At 71.2% G+C, this 15,099-nt stretch carries 14 protein-coding genes; 7 read left to right on the forward strand and 7 right to left on the reverse strand.

Features of this window, described 5'->3' with window-relative positions; translation table 11 throughout:
* Position 1 precedes the first annotated feature (1 nt).
* Both QSK32_RS31130 and QSK32_RS31135 read left to right on the forward strand, forming a co-directional pair.
* Positions 2 to 1,183, forward strand: coding sequence for an MFS transporter (locus QSK32_RS31130; protein ID WP_285473891.1), 1,182 nt, complete (start codon positions 2 to 4; stop codon positions 1,181 to 1,183).
* A gap of 11 nt (positions 1,184 to 1,194) precedes the next feature.
* Entirely contained in the window at positions 1,195 to 2,514 is a 1,320-nt protein-coding gene (locus tag QSK32_RS31135) for a glycoside hydrolase family 1 protein (RefSeq protein WP_285473892.1), read from the forward strand.
* Here the strand turns inward: QSK32_RS31135 and QSK32_RS31140 are convergent.
* The 4 genes from QSK32_RS31140 to QSK32_RS31155 form a co-directional block, all read right to left on the reverse strand.
* A complete protein-coding gene (locus QSK32_RS31140) occupies positions 2,499 to 3,095 on the reverse strand; it encodes a TetR/AcrR family transcriptional regulator (RefSeq protein ID WP_045740564.1) in 597 nt (198 codons plus the stop codon). The genes QSK32_RS31135 and QSK32_RS31140 overlap by 16 nt on opposite strands.
* Before the next feature lie 61 nt (positions 3,096 to 3,156).
* Positions 3,157 to 4,350: an MFS transporter gene (locus tag QSK32_RS31145; RefSeq protein WP_285473893.1), complete on the reverse strand. Its 1,194-nt coding sequence runs from the start codon at positions 4,348 to 4,350 to the stop codon at positions 3,157 to 3,159.
* A gap of 98 nt (positions 4,351 to 4,448) precedes the next feature.
* Positions 4,449 to 5,084, reverse strand: a complete 636-nt coding sequence (locus QSK32_RS31150; RefSeq protein ID WP_157410792.1) for a futalosine hydrolase — start codon at positions 5,082 to 5,084, stop codon at positions 4,449 to 4,451.
* Entirely contained in the window at positions 5,081 to 6,904 is a 1,824-nt protein-coding gene (locus QSK32_RS31155) for an MFS transporter (protein WP_285473894.1), read from the reverse strand. The genes QSK32_RS31150 and QSK32_RS31155 overlap by 4 nt, the downstream gene beginning before the upstream one ends.
* Positions 6,905 to 6,989: 85 nt before the next feature.
* On the opposite strand from QSK32_RS31155, the gene QSK32_RS31160 reads away from it, so the two are divergent.
* Positions 6,990 to 7,862, forward strand: coding sequence for a DUF3027 domain-containing protein (locus QSK32_RS31160; protein WP_045740567.1), 873 nt, complete (start codon positions 6,990 to 6,992; stop codon positions 7,860 to 7,862).
* Here the strand turns inward: QSK32_RS31160 and QSK32_RS31165 are convergent.
* Entirely contained in the window at positions 7,859 to 8,068 is a 210-nt protein-coding gene (locus QSK32_RS31165; RefSeq protein ID WP_045740659.1) for a DUF2530 domain-containing protein, read from the reverse strand. The genes QSK32_RS31160 and QSK32_RS31165 overlap by 4 nt on opposite strands.
* 201 nt (positions 8,069 to 8,269) lie before the next feature.
* Between QSK32_RS31165 and QSK32_RS31170 the strand changes: the two genes are divergently transcribed.
* From QSK32_RS31170 to QSK32_RS31185, 4 genes are all read left to right on the forward strand, one after another.
* A complete protein-coding gene (locus tag QSK32_RS31170; RefSeq protein ID WP_045740568.1) occupies positions 8,270 to 9,709 on the forward strand; it encodes an NCS2 family permease in 1,440 nt (479 codons plus the stop codon).
* 123 nt (positions 9,710 to 9,832) lie between these two features.
* A complete protein-coding gene (locus QSK32_RS31175) occupies positions 9,833 to 10,270 on the forward strand; it encodes a MarR family winged helix-turn-helix transcriptional regulator (RefSeq protein WP_045740660.1) in 438 nt (145 codons plus the stop codon).
* 72 nt (positions 10,271 to 10,342) lie between these two features.
* Positions 10,343 to 11,842, forward strand: a complete 1,500-nt coding sequence (locus QSK32_RS31180; protein WP_083448807.1) for an MFS transporter — start codon at positions 10,343 to 10,345, stop codon at positions 11,840 to 11,842.
* Positions 11,843 to 12,568: 726 nt separating this feature from the next.
* Complete coding sequence (locus QSK32_RS31185) at positions 12,569 to 12,940, forward strand: hypothetical protein (RefSeq protein ID WP_285473895.1); 372 nt, start codon at positions 12,569 to 12,571, stop codon at positions 12,938 to 12,940.
* Positions 12,941 to 13,204: 264 nt separating this feature from the next.
* Here the strand turns inward: QSK32_RS31185 and thpR are convergent, their stop codons facing one another.
* Together thpR and sepH are read right to left on the reverse strand one after the other, a co-directional pair.
* Positions 13,205 to 13,687, reverse strand: coding sequence for an RNA 2',3'-cyclic phosphodiesterase (gene thpR, locus QSK32_RS31190; RefSeq protein WP_052720175.1), 483 nt, complete (start codon positions 13,685 to 13,687; stop codon positions 13,205 to 13,207).
* Positions 13,688 to 13,739: 52 nt separating this feature from the next.
* The gene (gene sepH / locus QSK32_RS31195; protein WP_045740569.1) at positions 13,740 to 14,810 is read right to left on the reverse strand and encodes a septation protein SepH; all 1,071 of its coding nucleotides are present in this window, start codon (positions 14,808 to 14,810) and stop codon (positions 13,740 to 13,742) included.
* Positions 14,811 to 15,099 lie beyond the last annotated feature (289 nt).

Raw genomic sequence — 15,099 nt, forward strand, 5'->3', positions numbered from 1 at the left:
CATGACCACGGTCGCCGCCACGCCGGTCCGCCGCCGTTGGATGACCGCCTACGGCCTGGCCATGGTCGGGGTGGCGGCGGGCTGGTTCGGGCCGATCCAGATCCTGCTCCCGGAGCAGGCGGCCCGGCTGGCCGGCGACGGCGGCAAGGAGGCGCTGCTCGCCCTGGTCACGGCGTGGGGCGCGGCGGCCTCGATGGTCGCGAACCCGCTGTGGGGCGTGCTCTCCGACCGGATCCGGTCCCGCCGGCTGCCGATCTTCGTGGCCGGCACCGTGGTCGGGGTGTCCGGCCTGCTGGTCCTGGCGTCCGCCGGGTCCACCGCGACGATGGTGACCGGCTGGATCCTGGTGCAGGCCGGGCTGAACGGTCCGATGGCCGCGCTCGCCGCGATGATCGGCGACGTGGTGCCGGAGCGGCAGCGCGGCACGGTGGGCTCGCTGTTCGGGGTCGCCCAGATCGTCGGTGTGGTGCTCGGCACCGCGGTGGCCGTGGCGGTCGGCCAGGGCATGATCGGCTACATCGCGGTGGCGATCGCGGTCCCGGCACTGGGCGCGGCCTTGCTGGTCATCCACCGAGACGTACCGATGAAAGCGGACAGAGTCTCATGGAAATGGACGCGGCCGAGCGCGCCGTTCGCCTGGGCCTGGCTGATCCGGTTCCTGCTCAACCTGGTCAACGCGCTGGTCCTGGTCTACCTCTTCTACTACCTGTCGGACCGGGTCGGCGTGACCGACGCCGCGCTCTGGGTGCTGATCCTGACCGTCGTCAACGTGCTCTTCGCCGGGATCGTCGGCGCGATCGGCGGCGTCCTCTCGGACCGCTGGGAACGCCGGCGGATCTTCGTGGCGGTGGCCGCCGTGACCCTGGCCGCCGGGACCGCGATGCTGGCCCTGGTCCCGGTCGTCTGGGTGGCGATCGGCGCATCGGCGCTGGTCGGTGCGGGGTGGGGTGCGTACATCGCGGTCGACATGGCGGTGATCACCCAGGTGCTGCCGGACGCCGAGACCCGGGCCACCATGCTCGGCGTCGCCAACATCGCCGGCACCCTGCCGCAGCTGCTCGCCCCGGTGCTGGCCGCGCCGATCGTCACCGGTCCCGGCGACTACCGCACCCTCTACCTCGTCACCGCGGCCATCGCCCTGCTGGCCCTGGCCGTGCTTCCCCGACTGAGAGCTCTGCGCTGAAAGGAACCACCGTGTATCCCCAGTTCCCCCCGGGTTTCCGGTTCGGCATGTCGACCTCGGCGTTCCAGATCGAGGGTGCGGCCGACGTCAACGGGAAGGGCCCGAGCATCTGGGACACCTTCACCGCGCGGCCCGGCGTGGTGCGGCACGGCCAGGACGCCCGGGTCGCCACCGACCACTATCACCGGTACGCCGACGACGTCGCCCTGATCGCCGCCGCCGGTGTGCACGACTACCGGTTCTCGTTCTCCTGGACCCGGGTGCTCGCCGACCCGGGCTTCTACGACCGGCTCGTCGACGCGATCCTCGGTGCCGGACTACGGCCGGTGCCCACGATCTACCACTGGGACCTGCCGCAGGAACTGGAGGACGCGGGCGGCTGGATGAACCGGGACACCGCGTACCGGCTGGCCGACTACGCCGGCACGCTCGTGCTGCGCCTCGGCGACCGGGTCCGCGACTGGATCACCATGAACGAGATGAACGTGCACACCCTCTACGGGTACGCGCTCACCGACCACGCCCCGGCCCGCGGCCTCGGGCTGGGCGCGCTGCCGTCCGCCCACCACCAGCTGCTCGCCCATGGGCTGGCGGTGCAGGTGCTGCGGACGCACGGCGCGGGGACGGTCGGAGTGGCGAGCCAGCACTTCCCGGTGTCGGCGGCGACCGAGGACCCGGCCGACGTCGCGGCGGCCGCGATCTTCTCGGACCTGACCAACTGGACGTTCTCCGATCCGATCCTGCTCGGCGCGTACCCCAACGAGATGATCGAAGCGGGCGTGGGGACGTCCGGGGCGCAACTCGACCGGGACCTGGAACTGATCAAGGCGCGGCTGGACTTCTACGGGGTCAACTTCTACGAGCCGACGATGATCGAGGCGCCCCGGGCCGGCAAGGACTACAGCGGCGTGCTCGAGGTGGACATCCCGGACGGGCTGCCGTTCTCACCGGTGCCGGTGGAGAGCGCGGAGCGTACCGACTTCGGCTGGGCGATCGTACCGACGGCGCTGACCGAGATCCTGATGACGCTCAAGGACCGTTATCCCGCACTGCCGCCCGTGATCGTCACCGAGAACGGCGCCTCGTTCCGCGACGACCAGCGCCGCATCTCCTATCTGGACTCCCATCTGCGGGCGGTGGCCGACGCCGTCGAGCAGGGCGTCCGGGTGGACGGCTACTACGTCTGGTCGGCGCTCGACAACTTCGAGTGGGCCGCCGGTTACGACGAGCGGTTCGGGCTGATCCACGTCGACTACGCGACGCTGGAGCGCACCCCGAAGGAGTCCTACCACTGGTACCGCGACTTGATCGCGGCTCAGCGGCGCAGCTGATCGACGAACTGGCCGGCGAGGCGGGACAGCCGCTCGGCGCGTCCCTCCTCCGCCCAGCCGTCCACCAGGCTGAGCAGGGAACTGCCCTCGACCAGGATGATGAAGTCGTCGATCACCGCGTCGTCGTCCACCCCGGCCCGCAGTTCACCGAGCTCCCGCGCCTCGTGCAGGCAGGTGATCAGGTGGACTCTTATCGCCCGGTGCGAGTCCCGGCGTGACTCGGCCAGCCGCGGATGCGACAGGGCCGCCCCGGCGAACGCGACGTTGACGTGGGCGTCGGCGGCCCGCTCGGCGTCGAGCGGTAGCACCGAATCGAGGGCGGCGCGCAACGCCTCCAACCCGAACAGGTCACCGCCCAGCTGGAAGGCCCGCTCGACGATCCGGTCGTAGACCGCCTTCTGCGCGGCGACCAGTATGTCGTCCTTGCCGCCCAGGAAATGCGCCAGCACACTCAGCGAACAGCCGGCCTCGTCGGCGATGGCGCGGGTGGTGGTGCCCTCCACGCCCCGGGCCCGGACCACCCGCCAGGCGGCTGCGAGAAGCTCCGCCCGTCGCAGCTCGTGGTCCACCAGTCTGGGCACTCCGTCAGCTTAGACAGCAAGACCGGACACTCTCGGCGACGCCGGTCGTACCGGTCGTGGATCACACCGCGGGGCGTACCCCGGCCGGGGTCACCGACAGATCCCGCAGGCGACGGGCCAGCGGCAGGGTCAGCACCACCGCGACCACCGGGATCAGGAACGCGATCTGCAGCCCGACCGGCTCGGACAGCGCCCCCAGCAGGACCGCGCCCATCAGTGCGCCGCCGTAGTTGAAGAGGTTCACCTTGGCGATCACCTCGTCGCTGCTCTGCGCCGCGGCCTCGCCGGCCACGCTGAACGCCAGCGGCACCAGCACACCCACGCCGATGCCGGCGATGGCGAAACCGGTGATGGCCGCGCCGACCGACGGCAGCGCGGTCACCACGGCACAGCCGACCCCGGAGACGATCAGCGAGCCGACGGCCACCGCCACCCGTCCGGTCCGCGGCATCACGTGGTCGGCGACCAGGCGGCTGGCCAGCACGGTCGCCTGGTAGGCGGCGTAACCGAGCGGCGCCACCGAGGCCGCCGCGGCGAGCGAGTCGTGCAGATACACCGAACTCCAGGCGCTCACCGCGGAATCCACCAGGAACGCCGTGAAGATCAGCATGCCGCAGACCACCACCACCGGCCGGACCGCGCGACCGCCGCCGGCGTGCACCACACTCGAACGTTCGGTGCGTCCCGGCTCGAAGAAACGGCCCCCGGCCAGACCCACCAGCAGCGCGAACACCGCCGCCGTGCCGACCGCGACGCTCGCCCCGGCGCCGCTGGCCAGCACACCGGACATCAGTAGCGCGGCGGCGATGGCGGCGGCGGTGTAGGCGGCGAACAGGCGGCTCATCACGCTGCGCCCGAGGTGGGCCTGGACCAGCACACCCTGCATGCTCAGCGAGGCGTCGACCGCGCCCAGGCCGACACCGTAGACCAGCATGATCGTGATGAAGACGGCGTTCGGGGAGCCGACCGTGGTGCCGGCCAGACTGACCGCGACCAGGATCAGGCCGGTGACCAGCGCATACCTGCTGCCGTGCCGGGCGGCGATCCGGTCGGCGAGCACCGAGCCGCCCGCCGCGGCGACACAGACCAGCAGCAGGATCGCCGAGACGATCGCGTCGGTCAGGCCCTGACGGTCCTTGAACGCGGGCAGGGCGGTGACGACGGCCGCGTAGCCGAGGCCCTGTGCCGCGTATCCGGCGCCGATCAGGCGGGCCCGTGCGGCGGCCGTCATGGCGGTCCCGCTCACGTCTGGCATCGGGCCTCGCTTCGGTGTCGGTGGCGTTGACACTGGCCGATGTACGACCTGTCAGCGCAGCATGCCGCCCTCGATCGACAACAGCAATGCCCTCCCTGTTACCGAATGGAATTTCTGAGGTCCCGCAGGGCGGGGACGGTCGCCCGCAGGGCCGCGAAGGCGTCGGCGAGGCGCCAGGCGGCACGGTCGCGCGGGCCGATCGGGTTGGAGATCGTGCGCAGCTCGGCGAACGGGACACCGAACGCGGCGGCGGCGGTGGCCACCCCGTAACCCTCCATCGCCTCGGCCACCGCGTCCGGGAAACGCGACTCCAGGGCGGTGGTCGTCGCGGCGGTGCCGGTGACCGTGCTCAGGGTCAGGATCTCGCCGGCGCGGGCGGCGGGCAGGGCCTCCCGCAGCGACTCGACCAGGAGCGGGTCACACTCCAGGACGCTGCTGCCGAAGCCCAGATCCTCGACCGGCAGGAAACCGTCGGGTGTCTCCGCGCCCAGGTCGGCGGCGATGCTGCGGGTGGCGAGCACGGTCGCGCCGACCGGTGCGCGGCCGGTGAAGCCACCGGCGATGCCCGCGCTGATCACCGCGGCGTAGCGGCCCTGCGCCAGCAACCGGGCGGTGCCGGCGGCCGCGGCGGCCGGTCCGACGCCGACGGCCTCGACGACCAGGTGCGGGTCACCGCGCAGGGCGTCGGCCTCGGCGGTCACCGCGGTCACGACCAATATCTCGTACGCGTTCACGGGTCCTCGTTCTTCGCAGGATCGCCGTTTCGCGCCCCGGAACTCGCGGAGGACGGCCGATAGACGTGGTATCCGGGCGGTGCGACCGGCGGCTCGGGCTGTTTCGGCTGCTCGTCGGCGATGAGGGTCTCCGCGGGCTCCGGCCGTTTTGTCGGAAGTTCTGTGGATGGCCGGTCCTTGCGGCGCCCCTGCCACCACTTCGATTTCGGCGCCTCGACCGCCCGCTCCGGGGAAGGCGCCTCGACCTTCCGCTCGGGGGAAGGCGGCTCGATCTTCCGCTCCGGGGAAGGAGCCCGTCGCTGCGACGGGGGAGCGGGAGCGTCCGGCCGCGGATCGCCCGGCACGCCTGCGCCGGCCGTCGCGCCCGTGCCGGACCCCTCCGGGCCCGAGGTGAGAGCAGGCGGATCGCCTCTTTCGGCCGGCGGCTTTTCGGCAGCGCGTACCTCGGAAAGGTCTTCGAAGATCGCCCGGCCGGCCAGACGCTCGTTGCGCAACCGGGTCGCCGACCACCCGGCGCGCGCCGCGGCAAGCACCGCGAGCAGCGCGCCGAGCGCGAGCCCCCAGCGTCCGGCGAGCGGGATCAGACCGAGGCCGCCGCCGGCCACCCAGGCCAACATGAGAGCCGTCTCGGAGTGGGCGAAAGCGGTCGCACGCTGCGTCTCGGGCACCCGCTCCTGGATGCTCGCGTCGACCGCCAGCTTGGCGATGCCGCTGAAGATCGCGGTGAACAGCGCCAGCACCGTGACGGTCACCAGGTTCAGGAAGACGGTGGTGAGCACGGCCAGCCCAGCGGTGATCACCAGGCCGCTGAACTGCAGTGCCAGCGGTCGCCGGATGCGCAGGCCGGTGCCGGCGGCGGTGGACAGGAAGGTGCCGATCGCCAGGGCCGCACCGACCACCCCGACCGCGACGCTGGGGCTGACCTCGGCGCCCAGGATCGTCGTGCCGAGTTGCCCGCCCATGATCGAAAAAGTCAGGAAGAGCAGCAGGAATCCGTAGAGCAGACGCAGGCTGCTGCTGCCGATCAGGGTGGCCATCACCAGTGGCCGGGCGAGCGGCCGCTCGGCGGCCTGACCGGTTCGGAACACCGCGCGCCAGAGCCGTGGCATCTCCTCCGGTGGATCGGAGTCGGCGCGCGGCGGCAGGCGCAGCGACACCACCACCCCGACCATGAAGATCACCGTGGCGACGCGCAGCGGCCACTGTGGCCCGAACTTGAACGCGAGCAGCCCGATCGGTGCCACCAGGATGCCGGCGAACGTGCCATAGACGCTGGCCCGGGCGCCCACCTGGGACAGTCCGACGCCCTCGGGCAACAGCCGGGGCACCGCCGCCGAACGGGCCACCCCGTAGGCGCGGGAGAGCGCCAGCACGCCGAACGCCGCCGGATAGAGCCCCCATCCGAGCAGGTTGTCGGCCATCACGTAGGCCAGGAAGGCCCGGCCCAGCATGGTGGTGGCCAGCGCGTAGCGGCGGCCGTGCCGGAAGTGGTCGAGCAGCGGGCCGACCACCGGCGCCAGGAGCGCGAACGGCACCATCGTGATGAGCAGGTAGAGCGCCACCTTGCTGCGCGCCTCACCCAGCGGGACGCTGAAGATCGTCCCGGCCAGACCGATGGCGATCAGTGCGTCACCGGCGCACGAGACGGCGTGCAGATCGAAGAGCCGGATCATCCCGACCTCGTTGGCGGCACCCCGGGCCCGGGCCGAGCCGACCTGGCGGGTGGCCCACGCGCTGCCGCGCACCGAACCACGCACCAGCAGGCGAACGGCCTTCACGCCGGTGCCGACGGTGCGTCCGAGTGTGGGGAGCAGCGGCATGGGAACCATCCTGACTGATGCGGGCACCCCGCGTCGCGTTCCGCGCCCGTCCATGTGTGCCTCGATCGCCCGCTCGATGCGGTATATGGGGAGTCGTTGCGGCTCACCCGGCCCGGTAGGCAACAATGGGCGGGTGACCTCCAGGACCACTACCCGCGCCGTCCGACTCGACCAGGTCTGTGCCGATGCCGTCGGAGTGGCCCGGGGTGCCATCACCGAAGTGGACCCGGCTGACGTCGGTGACCACCTGGAAGCGGTTCCCGAGGGGGACCGCACCGTTACGCATTTCTTCGAGAGCTTCCTCGCCGGATACCAGGGCTGGCGCTGGGCGGTGACGGTGACGCGGGTGCCCCGCAGCCGGCACGTCACCGTCTGCGAGACCGTCCTGCTGCCCGGGCCGGACGCACTGCTCGCCCCCGGCTGGGTGCCGTGGAACGAGCGGGTGCAGCCCGGTGACCTGGGCGTCGGCGACCTCATGCCGACCGCGCCCGACGACGACCGTCTGACGCCGGGCTACGTGCTCAGCGACGACGCCGCCGTCGAGGAGGTCTCCTGGGAGCTCGGCCTCGGCCGGTCCCGGGTGATGTCCCAGGAGGGCCGGATGGAGACCGCCCAGCGGTGGTACGACGGCGAGGCCGGCCCGGAGGCGGCGATCTCCACCGCCGCGCCGCGCAACGCCCGCTGCGGCACCTGTGGCTTCTACCTTCCGCTGGCCGGGGCGATGCGCCCGATGTTCGGTGTCTGCGGCAACCTCTACGCGCCCGACGACGGCCGCGCGGTCAGCGCCGACCACGGTTGCGGAGCGCACTCCGAGGCGCTGCTGAGCACACCGGAACCGCAGCCCGTCGACGAGCTCCCCACGGTGTACGACGACAGCGAGGTCGAGTCGGTGGCGGTCAGCCGCGGACACGGCTCGGTGGAGTCGGGCGAGCCGGCCGAGGATTACGGCCACAGCTAAGGGTTGTCGACGCGGAACTCCGGGTGCGAGAGCGCCCGGCGCTGCTTGCGGTTCCGGTCGTGCAGCACCATGCTCAGCGTGCCCGGGATGCCCCACACCAGGCCCGCGAACGCGACCTCCACCCACTGCTGCGGCGCACCGGTCAGCAGCAGGACGGCGAGCGCGACGGCGAACGCGGCGTCGCCGGCCAGCGCGAACGGGACCATCGGCGGGTCCAGTGGTTCGGGGCGTGGTTTCGTCCCGGTCACCACGGCAAGCGCCGGCAACGGGGCACCGGTTTTCGTGGCGGGAGACAGGTCACTCACTCCGCCAGAGTACGGCCCTCACGGAAGGTATAGCCGGAGCAGGTGAGAGTTGTAACATCGCAGCGCTTTGCTGTGGTCAAGTGCGTCTGAAAACATGCGCGCGTGTCAACTTCCACCACTTCGGCGAAGAACGGCTTCGACCGATATTTCGAGATAACCGCACGAGGGTCCACCCTCAGCCGTGAGATTCGCGGCGGATTCGTCACCTTCTTCACGATGGCCTACATCGTGGTTCTCAACCCGCTGATCCTGTCCGGTGGCGCGGACGAGACCGGCGCCCACCTGCCGATCGCCGCCCTGGCCGCCGGAACGGCGCTGGTCGCCGGCGTGATGACCATCCTGATGGGCGTGGTCGCCCGCTTCCCCCTCGCCCTGGCCGCCGGCCTGGGTGTGAACGCGCTGGTGGCGTACGAGATCGCCCCGCAGATGACCTGGGCCGACGCGATGGGCCTGGTCGTCATCGAGGGTGTGCTGATCGCCATCCTGGTGCTCACCGGTCTGCGGACCGCGGTCTTCAAGGCCGTCCCGACCCAGCTGAAGACCGCGATCGGCGTCGGCATCGGCCTGTTCCTGATGATCATCGGGCTGGTGGACGCCGGGTTCGTGCACCGGATCCCGGACGCCGCGAACACCACCGTGCCGGTCGAGCTGGGCCTCGGCGGCAAGCTGGTGAGCTGGCCGGCCCTGGTCTTCGTGATCGGCCTGATCCTCACGCTGGTGCTCTTCGTCCGCAAGGTCAGGGGCGCCATCCTGATCGGCATCCTCGGCACGACCGTGCTGGCCATCGTGGTGGAGGCGATCGCCGGCGCCGGTTCGGTGGTGACCAACCCGCACGGCTGGTCGCTGAACGTGCCGACGCTGCCCGAGCAGATCATCGACACCCCGGACCTGTCCCTGCTCGGTCAGTTCAACGTGCTCGACTCGTGGTCGCGTGCCGGCTGGCTGGTCGTCCTGATGTTCGTCTTCACCCTGCTGGTGGCGGACTTCTTCGACACCATGGGCACGATGGTCGCGGTCGGGCAGGAGGGCGAACTGCTCGACGAGGAGGGCATGCCGCCGAAGACCAAGGAGATCCTCCTGGTCGACTCGATCGCGGCGGCCGCCGGCGGTGCGGCGAGCGTGTCGAGCAACACGGCGTACGTGGAGAGCGCGTCGGGTGTGGGCGAGGGTGCGCGTACCGGCGTGGCCAACCTGGTGACCGGTGCCCTGTTCCTGCTGGCGATGTTCTTCGCCCCGCTGGTCAAGGTGGTGCCGTTCGAGGCGGCGTCGACCGCGCTGGTGGTCGTCGGCTTCCTGATGATGACCGCGGTCCGGCAGATCGACTGGTCGGACTACACCATCGCGGTGCCGGCCTTCCTGACCGTGACGCTGATGCCGTTCACGTACTCGATCTCCAACGGGATCGGGGCGGGGATCATCTCGTACGTGATCCTCAAGGCCGCCACCGGCAAGGCCCGTGAGGTGCACCCCATCCTGTACGGGGTCGCCGTCCTGTTCGTCCTCTACTTCGCCAGGGGTCCGCTGGAGACCTGGATTCTCTGAGGTCGTGGCTGATGGTCACCGTCGCCGGCACGGACTACCGTGCCCGGTGACGGTGGTCATACGTCGAAAACGAGTCGTTAGCCATGCTCATTAGCTAGGCTAACGAGAGTGATGGAGCGGGTGATGACGACGGAGCGGGAGACAGCGGAACAACCGCTGGCCAAGTCGCTGCGGGATGCGATCACCCGGCTCAACCGGCGAGTCCGCCAAGCCCGCCCGGTCGGCGACCTGACGTTCAGTCAACTCTCCGCGCTCACCAGCCTCCAGCTGGCGGGCGCGCTGACTCCGCGTGAGCTCGCCGACGTGGAACGGGTCCAGCCGCCGACGATGACCAAAATCGTCGGCAAACTGGAGGAACGCGGGCTGGTGGCGCGTACGCCGCACCCCACCGACGGCCGCCAGGTGATCCTGGCCGCCACCGATGAGGGCCGCGCGGTCTACGCCCAATATGAGCAGGCGCGCAATCACTGGCTGTCGCAACAGCTGGAGCGCCTGACCCCCGAAGAACGGGAGACCCTGGCGCACGCCGCGGAGATTCTGCAGCGCGTCGCCCGCGGCTGAGAGTTCGCAGCCCGGTCGCACCGCTTCGTCACACGACGATGACGCGTACGACCACAAGGGGGCGCAAACCGCGTGCGGGCAGTCCTGAACAGCACACTGATCTCACTCCGCGTACCGAACTACCGGCTCTTCACCGTCGGCCAGCTGGTCAAGCTGGTCGGTGTCTGGATGATGTTCACCGCCCAGGACTGGCTGGTGCTGGAACTCTCCGGCGACTCCCCGGCCGCCCTCGGCGCGGTGACCGCGTTCCAGTTCGTCCCGGTCATGGCCCTCACCCTGTGGAGCGGGCGCCTCGCCGACCGGTACGACAAGCGCAAACTGCTGATCGGGGCCAACGCCGTCTTCGCGGTCACCGCGGTCGTCTTCGCCCTCCTGGTGGCGTCCGGCGTGGTCGTACTCTGGCACGTCTTCCTGTTCGCGTTGCTGTTCGGCATCGCGAACGCGGTGGAGACGCCGGTCCGCCAGTCGTTCGTCTCCGAACTGGTGGAGATGCGCCTGCTGCCCAACGCGCTCGCCCTCTCCGCGGCCACCTTCAACATGGCCCGGATCGGCGGGCCCGCCCTGGCCGGCGTGCTGCTGTCGCTGATCTCGACACCGGGCGTCTTCCTGCTCTCCACGGCACTGGCGATCGCCCCGGTGTTCACCTACATCCGGATGCGCCCCGCCGACCTCTACCGCACCGAACGCAAGAACCGCGGCGACGCCCGGGTGATCGACGGCCTGCGCTACGTCGGCAAACGCCAGGACCTGCTCCTGCCGATCGGCCTGATGGCCGTGGTCGGCATGATCGGCTTCAACTTCCCGGTCACCCTGGCCGCCCTTGCGAAGATCAACTTCAACGCCGGACCGTCCTCGTTCGGCCTGCTCACCACCGCCCTCGCCATCGGCGCCCTCGGCGGAGCCCTGGCCGGCAGCGGGCGTCGCGCACGGCCCAGCGCGTACCCGGTGATCGGCGCGGCTCTGCTCTTCGGCCTCTTCGAGGTGGCCGTCGGCTTCGCCCCGAACTTCATCGTCGCCGCGATACTGCTGGTCCCCACCGGCTTCTTCTCGATCTACCTGGCCCAAGGCGCCAACCACCGGGTGCAGATGGGGGTCTCCGCGGAGTTCCGCGGACGGGTGATGGCCCTCTACGTCCTGGTCTTCCTCGGCACCACCCCGATCGGCGCATCCCTCGCCGGCTGGTGGGGCGAACGGTTCGGCGTGCCGTCGAGCATCTGGGCGGCCGGCCTGGTCAGTTTCGCCGCCGCGGTGGGTGCCCTGATCTGGCAGCTCAAGGCCAGCGGCGACCGGTTGGAGATCCGGGTGCGTCCGCGCCCGGCAGTGCGTCTGATTCAGGTGTACGCGGAAAGCACCCCGCCCGCGGCCCCCCAGGATTCCGCGGCTCCCACTGGCTCGCCCCTGTCCGCTGTGGCCGCCCCGGCTGCTTCGGTCGTTCCGGCCGATTCCGGCGCTGTCCCGTCCCTCGCCCCCGCGGCCGGCCCCATTCCGGCGCCGTCCCCCGGCCCGGATCGTGGGGTGCGCCGGGGACACGCGGAGGCACTCGCGCGCCCTGAGAGCGCCGCCAGAGTCTGATCTCCGACGTTGGCAGGTTTCGTCAACCAAACGGGTATTCCGGCCCGCCCGCTGAGGGCCTAGCGTCAGAACGTGGCGATCGCGCACATTGCTGTGCTCTCGGCGGCGCTCTCAGCGCTGCTCGTATTGCCGTGCGCCGCAGCGGTCCTCAGCGGCGACTCCCGCGACCTACGCAGGTTCCTGAGTCGCCGCGCCGCTGCCCGCGCCGCCGCGGCCCGTGACTCGGCTGCTCGTCCGCTCCATCCCGGCTCTTCCGCTTCCCGTGCTCTCCCGCAGGCGTCAAGGCCGCCGTCGGCATCACCGCCGCCGGTTCCTGATGTGGTGTCCCCGTCGCGCGACCCCGGCTCGGCGTCTCCACAATCCGGTCCCGGCTCGGCGTCTCCCCAGTCCGGTCCCGGCTCGGCGTGTCCACAGCCAGGCTCTTGTCCGGCGTGTCATCAGGCCGGCTCCGGCCCGGCGTCTTCGCCGTCCGGCCGCTCGGCCGGTTCGATGTCCGGTCGTCTGCGCCCGCTGCGGTCCGCCGGCCATTCCCGTGCCTCGGAGCACACGGCCCACCCTCATCACAGCAGCGGCGAACCGCATCACAGCGGCGGGAGTCCTCACGGCGGCAGTAGCACCAGCGGCGGCAGCGGTGGCCGCAACAACGACGACGAGGGCAGCGGCGATAATGGAACGGGAAGCGCGGGTGGTGTCGATGGTGTCGGCGCTCCCATTCCCCGGGGCCCCGTGGGCAGCCGGCCCGGCGACCATCACAGCCGCCGGGAGTGCCGCGACCTGCGCCGCCTGGACCGCGCCTTCCGCGGCCCGGAGATGACCCAGCGTCTGAACGCGTTGGGTGCCCCTTCGATCGAACAGTTGGCCTTCGACCTGCGCCGTCTGGACCGCGAGCGACGAAAAGGCCCGGCCCGCTACTCGGAGGTGTGGCTGGCGGCGGTCCTGAGCGCCTACGACATCCGCCTGCAACTGGCATGCAGCCGTCTGGGAGTCCCCGAGAAGCTGCAGCCCCTCCAGGGCGCCGACCGCGAACAGGAACGCGACCGCATAGAGATCTGCCTGGCAGAGGCCGGCCTGATCCTGCGCTCCCCGCGAACCCCCTGACCCCGGCCGTCGTTCACGGCTGTTCGGGAAGCGAAATTCAGCCGCTGGCGACGGCTCGGGGCCATCCGGCCGTCGCCCACGGCCGCATTCGGCTCGCAGACGAACCACAGCCGACGGCCGGGGCGGCCGGAATGCCACCGAACCCGTTCCGATCTCGGCGGCGGCCCCGGGAGGCCGCGAGTGACTCGACGGCGCCGACGCACGAGATGACTCGGCTGCTGCGGCGACGGGGACTCGCGTGACGTGGTGCGGCGGTGACTCGCGCTAAGCGGTGACCGGGCCGTATCCGGCTATCGGGACGTGAACGCCGGCCTCGCTGTGGAGCAGGGTGAAGGACGTTACCGGCCACGACGGGCCCGTGTAGCCCTGCAAGCTGCGCAACAGCGGGCGGCTGAAACGGTACGAAACCGTCAGGTGTGGGGTGAACGGGCGTTCGTCCAGGGGGAAGCCCGCCTCGCTCAGGGCCGTATGAATCCCGGTTCGGAAGGTTGCCAGGGCTGGGACGTCGCCGGCCACGCCCGCCCACACGGCGTCGCGGAAGTTGCCGCCTTCGGCCAGGTGCAGGGTCAGGTCGGCCGGTGGGGGCACCTCGTCCAGGGCCCGCGTCACCTCGCCGAACCGGTCGGCCGGGACGTCACCGAGGAAGGCCAGGGTGATGTGCCACTTCTCCGGCGCGGTGTACCGGACGCCGGAGGGCAGCCGTTTGCGCAGGTGGGAGCGGGCTTCCTCACAGGGGAGGACGGCCACGAAGAGGCTGCTCAGCGGGGTTCCACGAAGTGATGAGGCCGGTGGAACCAGGTCAGGACGACTCGCGGGCGGCCGGGCCGCCCCCGAAGAGCACGTCGTCCCAGCTGGGGAGGCGCTTGCGCGGCTTGCCCTCGTCGCCGCCCTCGGTGGTTGCCGTGGCCGCGTTGGACTGGCCGACCGTGCGCCGGGGGCGCAGCACCGCGAGCGACGGCACGGCCGGGACCTCTTTGGGGAGGTCGGCGTCGTCGTCGAACGCGGAGCCGGAGCCGCCGCCGAGTAGGGCCGCGGCGCCGCCGGCGACCGGGCGGCGGGTGGCCGGCTCGAGGCCGCGGCCGCCGCCGTTGTTCTCGAGGGGGCGGTCCAGGGAGGCGAGCAGGGCGTCGCGGCCGGCGCGGATCGGGTCGCGGCCGAGGCCCGGGCGGGACGGGGCCGCCGGGTCGGCGGTGGGCAGGCCGTGGCCGCCGCGGCTGGGTTCGGCGCTGCGGGCCGGACCGGGCAGGCCGTGGCCGCCGCGTTCCGGGGCCGGGTCCTGGCCGAGGATCTGGGTGGGGCGTTCGGCGCACAGGTATTGCGCCATGTCGTCGTGCGGTGACACGGCCTGGCGGCTCTTGTCGAGGTCCCAGATGGCCTGGGCGGTGGCTTTGCCGGACGGCCAGGTGGCGACGATGCGCCAGGTGCCGTCCTCGCGCCGGAACGCGTCCCAGGAGATCTTCTCGGTGTCGATGCCGTGCTGGGCGAGGCGGCTGTCGACCACCTCGGCGAGCGGCTGACCGGAGTCGGAACTCTTCAGCCGGGTGCGGCGGGCGTGCTGGGCCAGCATGGCGCGTTCCTGCAGCACCGGGCCGGCGTAGCGGAGCACCCGGTCGACCGGCACACCCGCGACGCGGGCGACGTCCTCGGCGGACTCGCCGGAGCGGATGCGGGCCTGGATGTCGCGCGGGGAGAGGGCAGGCGCATGATCGGGGGCGATGACGGCGAGTGCCGTGCCGGCCGGGGCGGGACCCTCGTGGAGGGCTCCGGAGATCCGGTCGTCGATGGGGAGCGCCAGTAGTCGGCCGACCTCGTCGGCGAGCACCAGAGCCTGACCGTCCTCGGAGAGGGCGACGAAGCGTACCGGCCGCATGCGTTGCCTCCGTCCCGTCGCGTTGGCCTGTGCTCCCGAGAGTCAGTCACCCGGGCGCGTTTCGGAACACGGTACGCGCCTTGGTCACCCGATGGGGGTAAGCCACGCCGCCGAACTCCCTGACCAGCGACGATGATCTTCAGGTTCTAGTTCCGTGACCGCAGACCATTTAAACCCAACAACCCTGTTCAGGGGTACGGGTAAACGTCGGCGTTCCGCAATGACCCGGGTCACTCGACCGTTGCGCTGGGTGGGCGAACCGACCGTAAGGGCAGGTGGGGACGGTCGT

Source organism: Actinoplanes sp. NBRC 101535 (assembly GCF_030269225.1).
In the GTDB taxonomy this organism is placed as follows: domain Bacteria; phylum Actinomycetota; class Actinomycetes; order Mycobacteriales; family Micromonosporaceae; genus Actinoplanes; species Actinoplanes rectilineatus.